10 protein-coding genes are annotated in these 20,819 nt (G+C 41.1%); 9 read left to right on the top strand and 1 reads right to left on the bottom strand.

Annotated elements, in window-relative coordinates; translation table 11 throughout:
* Positions 1-5: 5 nt before the first annotated feature.
* Positions 6-1,193, bottom strand: coding sequence for an FAD-dependent oxidoreductase (locus tag ACQWU4_RS04750; RefSeq protein WP_429934615.1), 1,188 nt, complete (start codon positions 1,191-1,193; stop codon positions 6-8).
* A 198-nt stretch (positions 1,194-1,391) separates the two neighbouring features.
* On the opposite strand from ACQWU4_RS04750, the gene glsA reads away from it, so the two are divergent.
* From glsA to ACQWU4_RS04705, 9 genes are all read left to right on the top strand, one after another.
* Positions 1,392-2,405: a glutaminase A gene (gene glsA / locus ACQWU4_RS04745; protein WP_429934614.1), complete on the top strand. Its 1,014-nt coding sequence runs from the start codon at positions 1,392-1,394 to the stop codon at positions 2,403-2,405.
* Between the two features lie 533 nt (positions 2,406-2,938).
* Complete coding sequence (locus tag ACQWU4_RS04740; protein ID WP_429934613.1) at positions 2,939-9,991, top strand: SDR family NAD(P)-dependent oxidoreductase; 7,053 nt, start codon at positions 2,939-2,941, stop codon at positions 9,989-9,991.
* A 19-nt stretch (positions 9,992-10,010) separates the two neighbouring features.
* Positions 10,011-14,243 carry a beta-ketoacyl synthase N-terminal-like domain-containing protein gene (locus tag ACQWU4_RS04735; RefSeq protein ID WP_429934612.1) on the top strand — a complete coding sequence of 1,411 codons (4,233 nt, stop codon included), beginning with the start codon at positions 10,011-10,013 and terminating at the stop codon, positions 14,241-14,243.
* Positions 14,231-14,530 carry an acyl carrier protein gene (locus tag ACQWU4_RS04730; protein ID WP_034749841.1) on the top strand — a complete coding sequence of 100 codons (300 nt, stop codon included), beginning with the start codon at positions 14,231-14,233 and terminating at the stop codon, positions 14,528-14,530. The genes ACQWU4_RS04735 and ACQWU4_RS04730 overlap by 13 nt, the downstream gene beginning before the upstream one ends.
* Positions 14,521-15,315, top strand: coding sequence for an alpha/beta fold hydrolase (locus ACQWU4_RS04725; RefSeq protein ID WP_429934611.1), 795 nt, complete (start codon positions 14,521-14,523; stop codon positions 15,313-15,315). Before ACQWU4_RS04730 ends, ACQWU4_RS04725 begins: the two co-directional genes overlap by 10 nt.
* A complete protein-coding gene (locus ACQWU4_RS04720) occupies positions 15,308-17,713 on the top strand; it encodes a glycosyltransferase (protein ID WP_429934610.1) in 2,406 nt (801 codons plus the stop codon). The genes ACQWU4_RS04725 and ACQWU4_RS04720 overlap by 8 nt, the downstream gene beginning before the upstream one ends.
* A 3-nt stretch (positions 17,714-17,716) precedes the next feature.
* Positions 17,717-18,988, top strand: a complete 1,272-nt coding sequence (locus tag ACQWU4_RS04715; RefSeq protein ID WP_429934609.1) for a condensation domain-containing protein — start codon at positions 17,717-17,719, stop codon at positions 18,986-18,988.
* Complete coding sequence (locus ACQWU4_RS04710) at positions 18,985-20,241, top strand: condensation domain-containing protein (protein WP_429934608.1); 1,257 nt, start codon at positions 18,985-18,987, stop codon at positions 20,239-20,241. The genes ACQWU4_RS04715 and ACQWU4_RS04710 overlap by 4 nt, the downstream gene beginning before the upstream one ends.
* Complete coding sequence (locus ACQWU4_RS04705) at positions 20,231-20,779, top strand: hypothetical protein (protein ID WP_429934607.1); 549 nt, start codon at positions 20,231-20,233, stop codon at positions 20,777-20,779. Before ACQWU4_RS04710 ends, ACQWU4_RS04705 begins: the two co-directional genes overlap by 11 nt.
* Positions 20,780-20,819: the final 40 nt, after the last annotated feature.

Raw genomic sequence — 20,819 nt, 5'->3', positions numbered from 1 at the left:
GTTTTTTAAATAGCTTTAAAGTATTTGCGTCCCAATTGGAAATGAGAGATGTCAAAATCTGTATGTCCGTCCAAAGCAAGGTCACACATGATTTTACCTAAAAAAGGAGTGAATTTTGCAGCCCATCCCGTAGCATACACCACAATATTTTTGTGATTAGGTACGTAACTCGGGGCAAAGTCAATCAGTAATTCTTTATTCGGAATTTTGCTCAGGGCAATAAGACATGTAGATGTATATTCCGGTTCTGTACTTAATCCTGTCATATGCTCCTGAACCCATTCAGAAGTGTAGGCGAGTTCCTGGGGGTTGGGAATTAAAGTTCTGTCATTTGGCTCCTCCAGAGGGTTTATCACAAAATCAGGAGCAACACGGATATATTCCGGATGATCCCAGTCTACAGAAGGAAAACCATAAAACTGGTTACCATTGTCACCTGATGCATTCTGGAATACAAACCAGGTCGGGTATTGTATATCCGGATCAGTTTTCCTGAAATAAGCCGAAGACATATTCCAATAAGTAGCTTCTATTTTAAAATCCAGTAAATTGATAACACTGTTGATGTATGGGCCAGGAATGATCGCCAGCTTTTTGGAAATATAAATCCCGTTAGGCGTGGTAATTTCAAAAAGGTCACCTGTCTGTTTGATATCAAGTACGGGCGAATTCTCCTCCAGCTGAACTGTTTCTTCCTTCCTGCACAGATTTAAAAGAGTTTCAATAGTTGCTTTAAAATTAATACTTGCCCCATCAGGCTGGAACAATCCGGTATAAGTTTCAGGTAAATTTTTAAAATGGTACTTTTCTTCAATTTCTTTTGCCGTTAAGGTAGTGTAGGGAATATTCAGGGCTTTTAGGGCTTTCTCTGCTTCAGCAATATTTCCTTCGGTAGAATGAACTTCAGGATCTCCAAACCAAAGAGTACCTACCTTATCAAGCAGTGATGTATTGGTTTCCCTTTCCAGTTCATCCCAATAAGGCTGAGCATCAAGAGCCATCTGAACCATATATTCATCAGGATACGGAATACGGAACTGGCGTGACACGCCTGCAGAACTTCCCAGCTGATTAACGAAAGTAAATTGTTCCAGTACCAGGGTTTTAGCTTTTCGTTTGCCAAGCCGGTAAGCAGTAGCCAGACCTATAGCTCCGCCACCAATAACGATAACGTCGTAGTTTTCTGTTTTCATGGGTTGTATTATTAGTCTTTCAAAGTAACAAAGAAGGGCCTGCTTTTTCTAGAGTACAAATGACCAATTGATGGTTTGGGTAGAAATACCTAACGTTGTCGAAAACCTTTATGTTTTCAGGAGATTTGCCGGCAAAGGTTGAATGTTTTATCTTTGTTTTTCAGGGTTGATGATAAAATGTTAGCCGAAAATACCTGTATGAACAAAAATGTAATTTTACTTTCTGCAAAAAATATCTGTCTCGCAGCTTTTCTTTCCTTAAATATGTCTGTGTATGCTCAGAAAACAGCAGATATTTCAACGATTTCAGAGAAGACCCTGAGCAACATTCTGGAAAAAAACAGGACCTATTATACTGAAGGTAAAGTAGCAGATTATATTCCTGAACTGGGTAAGATGGATGCCAAAGCCATTGCTTTTTCAGTTGTGGATAAAAATGGCAGAATATTCAATACCGGTGACGTTCATAAGAAATTTACCATGCAGAGCATTTCCAAAATCATAGCATTGATGATTGCTGTGAGTGAAAAGGGAGAAGCTCATGTTTTTGATAAAATGGGCTATTTCGGAACTGATAAACCTTTCAACCATTTTTCAAACCTTGAAACTATGGGGAAACCGCTTAATCCGATGATGAACGCCGGAGCAATTCTTACCACTTCTTTAATTTCCGGGGAAGGTGAAAAACCATTTATTAAGATCCTGGATATGGTTCGGTATATTACCAAAAATCAGGCAATTGATTACAATAAATCCGTTTATGAATCTGAAAAATCTACCGGAAACCGTAACAGGGGAATGTTTTACCTTATGAAAAATAACGGATTGATTTCAGGAAATGAAGACCAACTGGACAATTATTTCAAACAATGCTCTATTGAGCTGACTGCAGAAGATCTGGCTAAAATAGGTTATTTCTTTGCAAACCAGTGTGTTAGGTTCGATGGAGATTCTAAATATAAAAATGCTGAAATTTCCAGATTAATTCAGTCCCAAATGCTCATTGCCGGTATGTATGAATTCAGTGGGGAATATGCCAGAACAGTAGGCTTACCAAGCAAATCCGGTGTTGGAGGAGGTATTACGGTAAGTGTTCCCGGAAAAATGGGAATTGGAGTTTTCAGTCCGGCTTTGGATCAGCATGGTAATTCTTCGGCTGGTTATCATATGATTTTGGATCTGGTAAAGCAGTATGATTTGAGTTTGTTTTAAAATATATTCACTGCCTTATAAAGACAAAATTCCATTAAATTCAGTTCATATACTGATGTATGGTTACATATAGTTTAAGAATGATAATCATTTTTTCCGGTTTTATTTTCATGGAATTATTTTCTGATAAAAATTATCTTTTAAACAAAACTATGTCGGATTTTATTAATAATTACTTCCCGTTTCGGATTTTCTGATCATTTTTAACATTCTCACAGAATAACTTTTATTGATTTTATAAGCTTTTTGGGTTTATTATCTTTTTGTAATATTGGAAAAAATAATTCTCTTATTTTTGATATATTATGTTTTTATTTCTATATTTGTTTAATATTATTCAAGTATAAATATTTATAATTGAATTGAATAGATTGTATCGTCTCATTTCTGAGAATAGAAATTCAACTTTTATTTCTTAATTATATTTTAATTCATAATAATTTATTGTTAATAATTTTTTATTAAATTTAATTTATTATTGAAGATGTTGTGTTAATTTATTATTTTTATTCCGTGATATTTAACAATTGGTCATGATGCCGAAAGGGTCTGTGATTGTTATATGTTTTCCCAATTATCATCTCAATACCATGAATGCAATGAAAAACTTAACCATTATTGGATTGACGCCTTTTGAAAGGCCGGATGTCAATCTCATGTCTAAACTGCACCAGGCAGGTGCATTTCCCATCTTAAGCTTAGGACATAACTTGACAACCGCTCAGGAAGCACTGGATCAACTCGACCAGACAGATATACCTTCTTGTGGGATCTATCTGCCAAACGATAAATTTATATCCCTTCAGATTCCGGAAAAAGTAAAGCTCGCAATCCTTCCGTCAGGAGTTTCAATGAATATTGTGCCGGATCTGCCCGTTGTTTATCAGGTAACCAGTTTGGATGAAGCCAGGCTGGCTGAGCAATCCGGTGCAGAGGGAATCATTATAAAAGGAAATGAAGCAGGCGGCTTGGTAGGCTATGAGTCGACGTTTGTACTGTTTCAGCGCATCATTAAAGAAATTCAGGCCATACCTGTATGGGTACAGGGTGGAATAGGCCTGCATACTGCCGCTGCAGTAAAAGCATTGGGGGCAACAGGGGTTGTGTTGGATAGCCAGCTTGCCTTGTTTCCTGAGAGTTCTCTTCCACAGGATATTAAAGACCTGTCCTCAAAACTGAATGGTACAGAAACTAAAATTATAGCCAGCCATCGTATATTGGTGAGGCCAAATTCCCCCACATTACCGGAAAATGTAACCGTTGAAGAGCTTAGGCAATATTTTACTGATTTTGACCTAAGTAAGAATTATATACCTATGGGGCAGGATATTTCATTGGCAATAGATCTTTATGAAGATTTCAAAACCCTGAAAAAAATGATTTTCGGGTTCAAAGAAGCTATGTATGGTCATCTGAAACAGGCAAAAGCCCTCCAGGTTATCAGCCAGGATAATATGATGGCAAAACAGCTTGGTCTTCGTTATCCGATTGCACAGGGGCCAATGACCCGTGTCAGTGATGTTCCGTTATTTGCTAATGCTGTAGCAGATGCAGGAGCTTTGCCTTTTGTAGCTTTATCTTTACTGAAAGGTGAGCAGGCCAAATCTCTGGTAATGGAAACGAAAAAACTGGCTGGCGAAAAAACATGGGGTGTAGGTATTCTTGGATTTGCCCCTCAGGAATTAAGAGATGAGCAGACCTCCTACATACTGGAAGCTAAACCTCCTGTAGTTCTTATTGCCGGAGGAAGACCTGCACAAGCCAAAGTATTTGAAAAAGCAGGAATCACCACATTTCTCCACGTACCTTCTCCTGCACTTCTTGATATTTTCCTGAAAGAAGGAGCAACCAACTTCATCTTTGAGGGGCGCGAATGCGGAGGCCATGTAGGTCCTCTTTCAAGTATGGTCCTTTGGGAAAAACAGATTGAACGAATTTTAAAAGAAGAAAATCCCGAAAATATCAGCGTATTTTTTGCAGGCGGAATTCACAATGCATTTTCAACAGCTTTTGTTTCCATTATGGCAGCTCCGTTAGCAGCCAGAGGCGTCAAAGTTGGCGTTTTAATAGGAACAGCATATCTGTATACTGAAGAAGCGGTACGTACCGGAGCTATTCAGGAAGAATTCCAGGTGCAGGCTATGCAGGCAAAAGATACTGTTTTGCTGGAGACAGCACCGGGTCATGAAACACGTTGTTTAAATACAGCTTTTGCCAAACATTTCAGTACCGAGAAAACCAAACTTTTGGCAGCCGGTATGGATAAGAAAGAAGTCTGGGAGCAGCTTGAAAAATTAAATGTAGGGCGCCTTAGGATTGCTGCAAAAGGAATTGATCGTCAAGGCGATAAACTTGTAAATATTCCTAAAGATGAGCAATTGGATCTCGGAATGTATATGATCGGGCAGGTGGCAACTATGCAGAATCGTGTGATTTCCCTTGCATCACTTCATCAGAATGTAAGCATTGATAATTACAAATATATAGAAGAGGCAGCATTACCGGAAACACCGGCATCAAAAGAAAAACCTCTGGATATAGCTATTGTCGGGATGGAATGTATTTTCCCTGGAGCTAAAAACCTTGAAGAATACTGGCGTAATATCATCTTAGGAAGAGACAGCGTCACAGAAGTTCCCGATGAACGCTGGAATAAAGATCTTTATTACCACCCGGATTCAGACGGCCCGGATGTATCCCACTCCAAATGGGGAGGCTTTATTCCGAAAATTGATTTCGATCCTTTAGCATTCGGAATTCCTCCACAATCCCTTGCCGCCATTGAGCCCACACAGCTGTTAACCTTATTGGTTGCCAAACGTGCGATGGAAGACGCTGGCTATGGTGAAAAATATATCAACAGAGAAAATATTTCTGTAATTATAGGAGCAGAGGGCGGTAATGACCTTGCCAACAGTTACAGTTTCAGAGGATATTACAAACAGGTTTTCGGGGAGCTTCATGAAGAAGTGAAAGATGCATTTCCTCATACTACAGAAGATTCATTCCCCGGTATTTTGGCTAATGTGATCGCAGGTAGGATTACAAACCGTCTGGATCTCGGCGGAAGAAACTTTACAGTAGATGCGGCGTGTGCTTCTTCTTTGGCAGCTATTGATCTGGCTTGTCAGGAACTTGTATTAGGAAAATCAGACATGGTTCTTGCAGGTGGAGCAGATTTGCATAACGGAATCAATGATTACCTCATGTTTTCCAGTACCCACGCACTTTCAAGAAAAGGAAGATGTGCCACATTTGACGAAGCAGCTGACGGTATTGCCCTTGGTGAAGGAGTTGCAATCCTCGTATTAAAAAGATATGAAGATGCAGTGCGTGATGACGACCGTATTTATTCTGTGATTAAAGGAGTAGGAGGGTCCAGCGATGGAAAAGCTCTGGGGCTTACAGCTCCGAGAAAAATAGGACAGGTACGTGCTTTGGAACGTGCTTATACACAGGCAGGAATCAGTCCTGCAGCAGTAGGGTTGGTAGAAGCTCACGGAACAGGTACTGTAGTTGGGGATAAAACTGAACTGAGTGCTTTGACGAATTTATTCAGCCGTTCAGGAGCAATACCAGGCCAGACTCATTTAGGCTCTGTAAAAACACAGATCGGACATACCAAATGTGCAGCCGGACTGGCCGGATTAATCAAAGCTTCTCTGGCGGTATATCATGGCGTGAAACCACCTACACTTCATCTGCAACAGCCTAATGCTTATTATAATGTTCAGACCAGCCCTTTTGCCTTTTATGCAGAAAGCGGATTGTGGAGTGATAAAAACCGTTATGCAGGAATCAGTGCTTTTGGATTCGGTGGAACCAATTTCCATACAGTTATTGCCAATCATCCTGAAGAGAGCAGTGCTGCAGTATTGCAGTCCTGGCCGTCAGAATTATTTGTATTCCGTGGAGAAACCTATGAAGAAGCTAAAATTCAATTGAGCCAGATTAAATCTTTATTAGAGGTTAATGATGATATTCCTTTAAAAGATATGGCTTACAGTTTAGCTGTCGGCTCAGAAAAACCGATTCAGTTAAGTATTGTTGCAGATACCGCAGAACACCTGATGATGAACATTGAACTGGCATTATCCGGTATTGAAAGCAAAGACACTTTTACTGTAAATAAAAAAGATGGTAAGATTGCATTCCTGTTTCCGGGACAAGGCAGCCAGAGAATCAATATGGCCCGTGATCTGTTTGTAGCTTTTCCGGCTATGCGTGAACTGATTGAAGGATATCCCGAACTCGAAAAAGTCGTTTTTCCTTCAGCTACATTTGACGAAACTGCTTTAAAACAACAGAAAGAAACCATTAAAGATACCCGCTTGGCACAGCCTCTTTTAGGAATTGTTGATCTTGCTCTAGCTAAATTCCTCAAATCACTGGACATTGTTCCGGATATGCTGGCAGGCCATAGCTACGGTGAACTACCTGCATTATGCTTTGCCGGAGTTTTTGAAGAAGAAAAACTGGTCGAATTGAGTATTCGAAGAGCCCACGCTATCCTGAATTCAGTAGAAGGTGGTGATCCGGGTACAATGATTGCGGTAAGTGCCACAAGAGAACAGTTACAGCCTGTATTAGCACAGTCAGAAGGCTGTTATCCTGTTAATTATAATGCTCCGACCCAATGCGTGGTGGCAGGAAGTACTCCTGCGATTAACAAATTGATGGAAACTCTTAAACAGGAACGTATTTCCGCTAAAAAACTCGAAGTTGCCTGTGCATTCCACAGTCCTTTACTTGCTAGATCTAAAAGCTTATATGATGAGGTTTTAAAAGAAATTCCTTTCCATGAAATGCAGATTCCGGTTTGGTCAAATACAACTGCAGCGGTATATCCGGCGAACACCTCAGAAATCAAAGAAAGACTGACCGATCATCTGATACAACCTGTGAGATTTGTAGAAGAAATCCAGGCGATGTACGAGGACGGAGCAAGAATATTCATCGAAGTAGGACCTGGAAAAGTACTTTCCGGATTAGCAAAATCCTGCTTAGAAAAAGATCAGCTGACATTGTATGTAGAAGACAACAACCGTAATAAACTGAGCCATCTTCTTTCCATGCTCGCACAATATCTGGGAACTGGCCGGAACTTTAATATCGAAAAACTGTTTGAAGGTCGTAATGCCCGGTTGATCCAAATTGACCAGCCTGAGCTATATAAGAAAAGTCCGGCTATCTGGCGCGTTAACGGGCAGGCTGCACATCCAACCACAGGTAAGCTGCCTGCAAACGGTGCTTTACCTATAATAAACCCTATTCCAATGAACCATTTTACTAATAACCATCAGGCACCTGTTGCTGAACATCAGCCTGCCGCTGAACGTATGCTGCAGGAATATTTGAATACCATGAAACAGCTTATCCAGGCACAGCGTGATGTGATGCTTTCCTTCCTGGGACAGAATCCGCAGATTAATCCTGCACCTGTTTACGCTCAACCAATACCAAGTCCTGTTAATGAGCGTATAGTGACGATTCCGGCACAGCCTGTTGTTCAGGAAACAATTGTTGTATCTCCCGTAAAACAGACTCCGGTAAAAGATATTAAAACCTTATTGCTGCAGGTTGTTAGCGACAAAACAGGCTATCCTCACGAGATGCTGGGTATGGAAATGGACTTGGAAGCCGATTTGAGTATTGATTCTATTAAAAGAGTCGAGATCATAGGCACCCTTCGTTCCGAATTGGGAGGTTTCAGTAGTGATCAGGGTAGTGAAGATACCGTAATGGAAAAGCTCGCAGGAATAAAAACTTTAAATGGATTGGTTTCCTGGCTGACAGAATGCATCGAAACGTCCGTTGCTCCCGAAAAATCTGAGCCAACAGAAGTAAAGGTCTCAAAAGATAAAACAGGATTTACCTTTGAAGAACTTCAGGATACCATTCTGAATATCGTCAGTGAAAAAACAGGCTATCCGAAAGAAATGCTGGGACTAGACCTTGATCTGGAAGCCGATTTAAGCATTGATTCCATCAAGCGTATGGAAATTATCGCAGATCTTAAAACAAAAATAGGTTTTGGAGGAGATATGGAACAGGCTGATGATCTGATGGAAAAACTGGCTGCTATCAAAACATTAAAAGGATTGGCATCGTGGATCAGCGAGATGAATGGAAACAGCAATCCCGAACCGGTACAGAATTTATTATCACGTCTTCGGTTTGATCTGACTCCAACAGATGTTTCTACAGAACAGAATACAGAAATCATAAAAGGAAAACGTTTTGCCATCACTCAGGGCAATAGTCCACAGACGGTGGCAATCAAAAATGCCCTTGAAAAATACGGAGCCATTGCAGAATTGGTTGATACTGAAAAAGATCTTACCAATTTTGACGGACTCATTATCCTTGATTTATTTTCATCCACAATCAAGCACAGTATCATAGACCATGTTGATCTGATTAAAAAAATGGATCTTGATAAGGCGAAATGGATTTACCTGATCTCAGATATTCCGGCCCATGTTCAGGAACTGACTGATACAACACTTTTACGTCATTATAAAGGACATCCTGGGCTTTTCAAAAGCTTAGCCCGTGAATTTGAGCAGACCCATTGCAGATTGATCAGTCTGAGTACTCCTCAACAGGTAGATCAGATTGCTGAAATTGCTTTAAAAGAAATATTAACTACTGATAAACCTGCTGAAGTTATTTATAAAAATGATCAGAGGCACAAGGTGGATATCATTCCGTCCCCTTTGTCGAACAGTCTTGAAGAAGCTCACATCAAACTGGATAAAGAATCTGTAGTTCTGGTTTTAGGCGGAGCGCAGGGAATTACCTCTGAGCTGGTGAAGCACATGTCCCAGACTTATCCGTGTACCTACATTCTTGTCGGCAGATCAGTGGATCCAAGAAATAATGAGGTTGGTTTAAAGGAATTTGAAACTATGAAAACCAAGGAAGAAATAAGAGCTTATCTTATTAAATCCGGAAAATTCACTTCTCCTGCTGAAATAGAAAAAGAAATGGTGAAAATTTTCAAAAACAATCAAATTCTTTCCACAATCCGTGATATGGAGCAGCTGGGAAGTGAAGTAGTATATCAGTCCTTAGACCTTTGTGATGAACAGGGACTATCTGATCTGATAAAGAATATTTACGAAAAGTATGCCCGTCTGGATGGTGTTATCCATGGGGCAGGACTTCTGGAAGATAAACTGTTTAAACAAAAAACATCCAGCTCATTTGAACGTGTTTTTGATACGAAAGTGAAACCGCTTCGTGTACTGGCAGAACAGCTTCATACAGATTGTCAGTTTGTGGTTCTTTTCTCAAGCATAGCTTCAGTATATGGGAACAAGGGCCAGACCGATTATGCTGCAGCCAATTCTGTACTGGATGATTATGCAAAAGCTTTAAACAAAAAATTAAAAGGAAAAGTAATTTCCATCAACTGGGGCCCCTGGAAAGGAGCTGGAATGGTTTCACCAACCCTGGAAACAGAGTATGAACGCCGGGGAATTTCATTAATTCCATTGGATCAGGGTAAAGAAATTTTCCTTAACGAGATAAAATACGGAACTGAAAGTCAGGTACTCATCATGTCCGGAAATAATTGGTAAACCTCTGCATACAATAACCATGAAAACAACAGATGTTGCCGTAATCGGTCTTTCCTGTGTCTTTCCCGGGGCACAGGATGCCGATACTTTCTGGCAGAATATTATCAATAAAGTAGATTCTACCCAATCAGTTCCTGAAGATAGGATTGATCCGGTTCATTTCAGCGATGCTGCTAATCCCGTAGACAGATTTTACTGTAAACGAGGCGGATTTATCTCTGATTATGAATTCAATCCCACTGCTTTCGGAATTTTGCCACTGGCAGTGGAGGGTACGGAACCTGATCATTTATTAACCCTTGATCTCGTACAAAAAGCCCTAGAAGATGCAGGTGTATTTCAGAAACAGGCTTCGCTTGAAAAAACAGGAATTATTATAGGTAAAGGAAATTATACAGGTCCCGGAGCCACCCGAGCTATTGAGATCGTGCGTACCGGAGAACAGATTTCTTCGCTGCTGCAGGAGCTGTTACCTGAAATATCTCCGGCAGACATCGAGAAAGTGAAATATGCTTTTCAGGAACGTAAAGGCCGTTTTGCAGCCGATACAGCGATGGGATTAATTCCTAATCTGGTAGCCTCTTTGGTCGCTAACCGGTTCAATTTGGGCGGTGCCGCTTTTACAGTAGATGCAGCCTGTGCCAGTGCCCTAATTGCCGTAGATCATGCAGTTCAACAGCTTAATCGCGGACGTTGTGATATGGTGATCGCAGGAGGTGTGCACACCGGACAGAACGCTGCTTTTTGGAGTATTTTTACCCAATTGGGTGCCCTGTCACATCAACAGCAGATCAAGCCTTTCAGTATGGATGCTGATGGATTGTTAATTGGCGAAGGCTGTGGTTTTGTTGTTTTGAAACGTTTGGAAGATGCTGTCCGTGATCAGGATAAAATTTATGCTGTAATTAAAGGTGTGGGAATAAGCAGCGATGGCAATGGAACCAGCGTGATGAGTCCCTCTGTTAAAGGTCAGCTTAAAGCTTTAGAACAAGCCTGGGTTAATGCAGGTCTGGATGAAAAACAGATCGGTTATCTTGAGGCCCACGGAACCGGAACACCTCTTGGTGACAAAACAGAACTTCAGACCTTGGCTCAGTTTTTCGGTAAAAAAGAAACTGATCAGTCAGCAGGAATCGGCTCTGTCAAATCTAATATCGGACATGCCATGCCGGCAGCCGGAATTGCAGGATTAATCAAAACCTGTCTGGCTTTGCATTACGATACGTTACCCCCTACATTATACTGTGAAAACCCGATTGCAGATATGCAGGAGACCCGTTTTGCACCGGTACAGGAGCCAAAAAATTGGTCAAAAGCCGGTTTGCCAAAAATAGCAGCTGTCAATGCCTTTGGATTCGGAGGAATTAATGCACACGTAGTTCTTGAAGGCTATGATATGCCGAAAAAAGACCGTGTTCTGATACTGGCAAGAAACACTCATGAAGAACTGCTTTTTGCCTTACGGAATAACGATAGTAGGGTGGGGGAAGGAAATTACCGGATTGCCTTATTCGATCCTACCCCTGAAAGAATAGAAAAAGCCATTAAAATTGTAGCTAAAGATAACCCCTGGCGTAACAAGCAGGATATCTGGTACACGAATACCCCTTTATTAAAGGGCGGAGGAAAAGTAGCCTTTGTATTTCCGGGTCTGGATGGTTTGGCAAAAGGCGAAGTGGAAACTGTCAGCCGTTATTTCGGGTTAACTGAACCCATCGAAAATGAAGGAGAAGGCTTATTGACAGATGCTTTAGCTATTTTCAATAAATGCAGCATCCTTGACAACGCATTGAAAAAGCTGGGAATTGTGCCGGATATGAATGCAGGACACAGCCTCGGAGAATGGCTTGCCGGTTATTCCTCGGAACTGGCAGAAGTAAATTCTGTGAAAGCTTTGATCGATGTTCTTAACCCAGAAACTTTTGAATTAAAAGATTCCAGATTTATTGCGGTCGGAGCAGGAATTGATGTTGTAAAACCTCTTATTGATGCGATTCCTGAACTTTATATTTCCAATGACAACTGTCCTAATCAGATTATCCTCTGTGGAAGTAATGCAGCATTGGATGAATTGGTTCCGCTGTTAAAATCAAAACAGGTATTTCATCAGATACTACCTTTCCAATCAGGTTTTCATTCCCCTTTTATCGCAGATAAACTGGATGTGATTCTCGCCGGGATGGAAAAGGCACAGTTTCAGAAAACAAAGATCCCGTTGTGGTCGGCCACAACTTTAGAACCTTATCCTTCAGATCAGGATGCTATCAGAAAACTGAGTGCGGAACATCTGGTTCAGCCCGTAAGATTCCGTGAACTGACAGATAAACTATATGAAGAAGGAGCAAAATTCTTTATTCAGATCGGTACAGGAGGACTGATTGGGTTTATTGATGATACCCTTAAGGGAAAAGTATTCAGCACGATTGCTTCCAGTGTACCGACCCGGTCTGCACTGGCCCAGCTGCAACGTGTGGTTGCCGCCTTATTTGTAGAAGGTAAAGCAGTAGCCCTTGATTTTCTTGAAATACAGAATCATTCAGAAAAAGTACAGGGAAAAGGGATTAAGCTGCAGTTAGGTTCACCTATTATCCGTGATTTTAAAGAAATTAAAGCATTGGCCCAATCTTTAAATATCCCTAAGCAAAATACCATTTCCGCAACTATTGCTAAAACCGGACACCCACTTGTTCAGGCGTTTCAGGAGAATATCACCGATATGATCCGGATGCAGGAAGAGGTGCTGACCCTGTTTCAACACAGACCAGAAACGGCTATTCAGATTCCGGTAAAACCTAAAACTCCGGTGAGTACGAATTTTTCAAAGACTCTGTATGTGAGTTTAGAGAGTCATCCTTACCTCATCGATCACAGTTTATTGAGACAGCCGAAAGGTTGGACCAATGTTTCTGATATGGAACCTGTGATCCCAATGACTATGATCTTTGAGCAACTGGCAGAAATTGCACAGGCAGAAATACCCGGAACAAAAATTCATAAGATAATGAATGTGAGTGTATTTCAATGGATGAATGTAGCCCGGCCCTTTGAAAAAACAGTAAAAGGGGAATGGCGTTCACAGAATCATGCTTATCTGGATATTGAAAATTTCGTGAATGCAGAAGTATTATTGAGCTCATCGAAATTCCCAGTTCCTTCATTTAACCTGTCGGTTGGTGATCTCTTACCGATCGAAAGAACGCCTGAAGAGATCTATGACAAACACATGTTCCACGGAGAGCTGTATCAGGGGATTACAGAAGTTTCAGCAGTAGGAACGAAAGGAATTATTGGAAAGATCAAAGGCAACGGAGGAAAAGGCTCTTTACTGGACAATGCCGGGCAGTTATTCGGATTGTGGCTGCAGCTTACCCTTACAAAAGACCGTATTGCTTTCCCTGTGAAAATCAGAGATATTGAATTCTTTGGTGATATGGAGGATCAGGACGGCCTTTTTGAGTGTACCTGCATCCTTACCGAACTTAATGAAGAATTTGCCATTGCAGATATTGTCCTTAAAAAAGACGGAAAAGTATGGTGCGCGATTACAGGCTGGCAAAACCGCCGACTGGAAATTGATGAACCTTTATGGAATGTTTCCATGTCTCCTTTACACAATCGTCTTTCGGAGGAAATTGTCCCTGAAGTATTTTTCTTTCATCAGGCATATACCAGAGTGGCTTCTTGGGATTTTATCTTAAAGCGTTATTTCAACCAAACCGAAAAGCAATATCATCAGCAGTTACTGCCTAACAAGCGAAAAGAATGGATGGTAAGCCGTGTAGCTGTGAAAGATGCTGTGAGAAATCTCCTTCGTGAGCAGAAAAATCACCCTTGCTTTCCCATCACTTTTGAAATCCGTTCCAATGAAGCCGGAAAGCCTTATCTGATTGGTGATGCTACTGAAAGTATTCATATTTCTTTAGCCCATAAAGGAAAAGATGCGGTAGGTATTGCTCGCTATGGCGGTCCGGTAGGAATAGACATGGAAATTATAGAAGAACGCAGCTCGGGATTTTACGACCTTGTCTTTACGGATCATGAACTAGCATTATTAAAAGGCAGAGATCAGGCGGAATGGACCACAAAATTCTGGGTAGCCAAAGAAGCGTACGGAAAGTTTCTGGGAACCGGCCTGAAAGGAAATCCAAAAGCTTTTGAAATCAAAAATATTGAGGGAGATCATTTATGGATCGACCAAACTGAAATAAAAACTATTAAACATAAAAATTATATTATCGGATGGACACTATAAACAACACATTAAAACTGAATCACGAACAGCTTTTCACTCTTTTAAAAGGCTTTATTACCGAAGTAATAGGCGCTGAATTTGTAGAGGAAATGGATATCACTCCGGATAGTTCATTCACCAAAGACCTGGAAATGGACAGCATAGAAATTGTTTCCTTTTCTGAAAAGATCAAAGCACATTTCGGCGACCAGATCGATTTTACGGGATGGCTGTCTTCTATGGATTTGGATGAGCTGATCAACCTTGACCTTCGTATGATCATCAATTATATATACGAATGCCAGTAATCACAGTTAATCATAAACAGGTTCATATTCAGGAGCTCAACAAAGGGGCTGAACATACTGTGGTGCTTATTCATGGTATGTTCAGCAACCTCTCCATTTATTATTTCAATATTGCCCCGATCCTTGCGAAGCATTATCATGTAGTAATGTACGATCTGAAAAGCCACGGCATGAGCGAACGTTTTTCCGATGGATACGATCTGGAAAGCATGTCATCCGACCTTTTGGCTCTGATGAATGTTTTACATCTTGAAAAAGTACATCTTGCCGGATACAGTTTCGGAGGTCTCATTGCTCTGAAAGCAGCATTAAAAGCTCCTCACCGCATCCATCAGCTGGTTGTTATGGAAGCTCCGGATCCTAAGGACGAAAAGGCACGCAATATCATTGATGAATACAGCAAAGAATTTCTCGAACATTATGTTGCCAATTTTACAGATACTACCAAAGTGCAGATGGGGAAAAGGCAGATGGAGAAAAACCACCGCATGTATGAATTCCTGTTTGAAAAAACCAGCATCAAAGCAGACATGATCAGGGAAAAACATTTCCTGGGCGAAACAGATTTTTCTGAATTAAAAGTTCCCACATTACTGATGTACGGAGCAGATTCCAACTGCAGACCCACAGGAGAATGGCTGAATGCCCAAATCCCTGAATCTGAATTGACACTGATTCCCGGAGACCACAATATTCCCATCCAGGAACCCGCCCATATCGCTGAAAGTATTATCCGTTTTTTATCTCAATCATTATCTAAAACAGTAACACACAATCATGGCTAAATTTGTATTTGTTGTTCCGCCATTGACAGGCCATGTCAATCCTACCTTAAGTATTGGCACGGAATTGCTCCGAAGAGGGCATAAAATAGCCTGGATCAGTCTTGACGAAAATCTGAGCACGAAGCTTCCTGAAGGGGGAGAACTTCTGCTCATTCAATATGACCAAAGCGACGAAGAAAAAAAAGAAAGTGAAAACTATCTCGATATTATTTCCCAAAAAGTGGTCTACGGCATCGACAGTATTAAATTCCTTTACGACGATGTATTGATCCCCTTAAACAGACATTGCTACAACGGGATCGTTACCTTGCTGAAACAATATCAGCCCGATATGGTGATCGGAGATCATCAGTTATTTGCCGCTGCCATTGCTGCAAAAAAGCTGAATCTTCCATACAGCACCTCCGTTACCGCACCCGCCGCCGTTAAAATGATGGATGAACTGCCTAAAGTACACGAATGGGAAGTCAATAAAATTATTGAACTGCAGAAAGAACTGGGGGTAGCGGAAAACCATTCATTGGCTTCTTCAGACCTTTTAACCCTTGTTTTAACCTCAGAATATTTCTTTGGCGAAATGGATCTGCCGGAAAATTATCAGTTCACAGGTCCTGTTCTCACAGAACGTCGTATTTCCTGCGAATTTGATTGGGAAAGATTTAAAAGCAACTCCGGGAAAAAAATCCTAGTAAGCATCGGGACAACCTTTGATCATGATCACAAAAAAGTATTTTTCCAAAAGGTAATTGATGCCTTTAAAGATGAAAATTTAACCGTTGTATTGGTTTCAGATCCACAACTTTTTGATACTTGGCCGGAGAATTTTATGGTATACCAGCAGGTTCCTCAACTGGATTTGTTACCTCATTTGGATGGAGTTGTTTGTCATGGCGGTCATAATACCGTTTCCGAAGCTCTTTCAAACAGTCTTCCGTTGGTTGTTATCCCGATTGCCTATGATCAGTCTCACGTTGCAGGGCGTGTTGTACGTACGGGAGCTGGAGAACGTCTCAATTTCAATAGATTTAAATCCCATCATCTGAATGAAGCTGTTCAGAAGATTTTAAATAATCCGGAATACAAAGAAGCCGCTCAAAAAGTCTGTGAATCCTTTCTTGAAGCAGGAGGTACAGCCACTGCAGCTGATTTGCTCGAAAAGGCGTTAATTCCAGCTTCAGAAAAAGTAAAATCAGGATCTAAATTTTTATTTGTTATTCCGCCGTTTTTTGGACACATCAGTCCGACATTAAGTGTAGGAGCCAGTTTAATTGCCCGTGGCCATGAAGTAAAATGGTTCGGAATTACACCACTGGACAGCAAACATATTCCCGAAGGAGGAAGCTATTTTTATCCTGAAGAAGATCTTGTACCTTTTCATGATGAAATTCAGCGGATTCTGAAAAGACAGGACGACGGACCTGCCTGCTCAGGACCTGAGGTGATGAAGCTGGCGCTGGAAGAAACCTATGTCCCGTTTGCCAAAATCATGATGCCAGGTTTGGAACGTCTCGTAGTAAGCTGGAAACCGGATGTTCTGGTGAATGACTGTATCTCCTTCGGCGGAGCACTTTTTGCCCACAAACATAATATCCCGTGTGTAACCACTACACCTGTACCTCCTGATGTAATGGGAGACAGTGAGAAAAATGCCCCTAAAATATGGGAATGGCAGCAAAACCTCATCAAAGACCTCCAAAAAGAAGTAGGAATTTCCGATGAAGGTATTTTCATCCATTCTCATCAGCTGAATCTCGTATTTACTTCACAAACGTTTGCTGGTTTTGAGGCAGTTCCGCCACACATGAGATTTGTAGGTCCCGTAAAAGGACGTCCCAATCCGGCACCTTTCGACTGGGAACGGCTGGAAGCGGCTGCTACCCCTAAAATATTCGTATCACTGGGAACATTGCTGGTAGATATCAGAAAAGCCTTTTTTGAAAAAATAATTGCTGCATTTGCCGGCCAGCCTGTAACCGTTGTGGCGGCAACTCCGCCGGAAATATTTGATGAATGGCCGTCCAATTTTATTGTGAGCAGCTTTGTACCGCAATCAGCACTCATGTCTCATATGGATGCAGTGATCTGCCACGGAGGATTTAATACTGTTAATGATACGTTTACCAACGGATTACCAATGCTCATTACACCTATTGCCTACGATCATTTTCATATTGCAAAATTAATTGAACAGGCAGGCTGTGGAATCAGTATCCGGTACAAGCGTTTACGGGTAGAAGCACTCCGTGAAACCGTTTTTGAATTACTGGAAAATCCCAAATACAGAAATGCGGCCAAAGAAGTTCAGACTGGCCTGCTCAATGCGGGTGGTAACGACAGAGCGGTAGAACTGCTGGAAGATTTTATACAGAAAGAATACTCAATATCAGTACCGGTATAGCCTATGAAAAGAAAATTGTTATTTGGTGAGCGGATGCTGCTGGGTGACGGAACAGAACCTTTTAATGCTGTGATTCCGTTCCGTTTGCGCGGTATCTTTAATTTGGAAAACATTCAATATGCTCTGGACCGACTTCAGGGCAAGCATCCCTGGCTGAGGGCACTCATCAGTTATGATGAAAATAATATTCCGTGGTTTGAAGTGCCTGAAAAACCTCTTCCGATCCCGATACGCATTGTTTCCAGAAAAGGGGAGGACGACTGGCAGGAAGAATCCAGAAAGGAATGGCAAACTTTATTTGATTATGGGGAGTTGCCTCTTATCCGGTTTGTATGGATTAAAGGGGAAGAGTTTTCAGATATGCTTTTTTCTTTTCATCACTGTTTGTGTGATGGTGGCTCTGCAATGGCTTTTTTGTATGAATTTTTACAGCTTTTAGATCGTCCCTCTGCAGAAATTGGAGTGGAAAATCCTATTCTTGGAATTCAGGATGTGGTCCCATCTTCTATTTTAACCAACCGGAAGCAAAAGCTCAAGGCGAAAGTTATTGGAAGACTGGCAGCAACAGCCATCAAATGTATTCCTGTCAGCAAAAAAGCGGTTGAGCGGAAAAATGATTACCTGATCCACTGGAAATTTGACAAAGAAATGAGTCAGGAATTGATCTCTTACTGTAAATCGCAGGAAGTTACAGTGAATACTTTCCTGAGTGCTGCGCTGCTTTATGCGTTTAAAAAAGTGAGGGGAGCCGCAGCTTTTAATAAGGTTTCCTGCCCCGTGGATATCCGGCGGTTTGCGAAACAGATCAAAGAGGATCATATTTTTGCTTTCGGGCTGATGATTGTGGTTTCTGCCAATCATAAAATAAGCTTTTCAGAGAATTTACGTTTGATGCAGGAATCTGTAGAACGTAAAACATCGAAGCTTAATCCATACATTACGATGATGGTGATGGAATCTGCCCATGATGCCCTGAACAATTTTACCAGGCTGCTGAAACATGGGAAATCTTCCAATGACTGTATGTTTTCTAATTTAGGACGTATTCAGATTCCTTATCAATACAAAGATTTTACACTGGATACCATTTTCAGTCCTTCCGTGATCGGTCCTTTGGGGAATACCACCACGATGGTGACTTCAACTTTCAGGGAAGAAATGGATTTTTCTTTTGTAGGAAGTGAGGGATATTTGCCTTATCAGGAAGCACAGGCTGTCCGGGATGAGATGATTAAGCTTGTAAAACTCCAACTGGACCATATTGCAGTATTATGATCAGACGAAATTTAATGATGGTGGAAAGGATCATGTATGTAGATCCTGAAACACCGGTAAACTGCGTGTTTACAGCAAAGATCAAAGGAGAAATTCCGGAAGAGAACTTTAAGACTGCTTTAGCGAAAATCCAGAAGAAACATCCTTTACTGAGAGTCAGAATTGATAACAGCATTGAAAAGTATCCGTTTTTTATAGAGGAAAAAGAAATTGAACCTGTTCCGCTCCGTATTGTTGAGCGAAAAATGGATGAAGACTGGCTACTGGAATCTGAAAAAGAATGGTTCCTCCTGTTTGATGACGAAAAGAAACCATTGGCCCGGCTGATATGGATTAAAGGGGAAGATGTTTCCGAAATCCTTTGGGTACTGCCGCACTGCATCTGTGACGGAACTTCGATTGTCAACCTTATGGAAGAACTTCTTTCCCTGTTGGATGATCCTTCATCGGAACTGAATACCTATCATCTGTTCAGTTCAGCAGATGATTTTTTGCCACTGGATTTTAATGTAAAAAAGAAGAAACGAAAAGCCCGTATGTATCTGATAATGGCGAGACTGTTTTTTCTCATGCAAAGGAAAAACCGGAAAAATCCCGGGAAAAATTATGTGGTCCACTGGAAGCTGAATCCTGAAACAACTACACAGATAACCGAAAAATCCAAAGTTCATGGCATTTCTGTACATGCCTTGCTGTGTGCGTCTTTTATGCAGGCCTTTAAAGAGATACAGGGGCTTCGGGCTAAAGGTAAGATCATAAGTCCGGTTGATGTCCGCCATTTTATCCCGGAGATCAGGCAGGATCATGTATTTGCTTTTGCACCAACTGTTGAACTTTCATTAAAAAAAGGTACCGGGAATATATTGGATAATGCCAGACAGATCAAAAAAGGCCTTGTGGAAAAGATAGGAAAAATGGAGGCGAGAGAACTTCTGTGGATGGGGGAGCAGATGCATCCGGTGGTTGAAAATATGATCAGGATGCTGAAATCCGGTAAAGGAGGCCACGATGTTACCCTGTCCAATATGGGTAAGATCAATATACCGGATACATATAAAAATTTTAAAGTGGAAACTATCATGAGCCCGACGGTTGCCTTTCCCTGGTTGAATTCTAATACCCTGGTCACAACGACTTACAACCGGGAAATGGATTTTACCTTCATGTCCAATGAGCATTTTCTGCCTAAAGAAGAAGCTATTAAAATTAAAGACAAAGCCATTGAGCTTCTGACCTCGTTCTATGAAATTTAAACTTAAACCTACACAGCCTAAAAAGCTGAAGAAAACCACTCTGAAACGCTTTCTCATCAGGCGGACGATCTTCTATGTGCTTCCAAATGTATTCTTCAATTTCATTATTGCCTATGCCAGCTTTCAGGAACTGGGATATACGTACTTTTTTTCAGGAACCCAGAATCTTGCCCGGCTTACGATGCCAATGGCTATATTTTTACCTGTGGTTCTTACTATCGATATTATCAACAGGGTTATTATCGCCTCCGAACAGGGAGCCATTGAGTTTACCGTAGATGAACAACTTAATAAAAAGAAGCTGATGACCAAGTTGAGTATTTTGTATGGTGTTGTTACGGGATTGCTGGTGCTGTGTATTTTGCTTTTAGCGCAGTATAACCTGTCTGAGTATTATAAACTGGATGCTACGGCGATGGCTTTGGTGGTTGGTGTGCTGGCGGGGGTGTTATCTGTGGTGTTTGTTTATTTGCCGGTGTGGAGGTTAAGGAGATGGATGGGGAGAAGGGTGAATTTAGTTAATTCAGATACTCAATAAATACTCCAAATTCTTAAATATTGATAATAAAATAATTAAA

Source organism: Chryseobacterium sp. MIQD13, from assembly GCF_050496705.1.
Lineage (GTDB): Bacteria > Bacteroidota > Bacteroidia > Flavobacteriales > Weeksellaceae > Chryseobacterium.
This window is presented reverse-complemented; position numbering and strand designations above follow the sequence as displayed.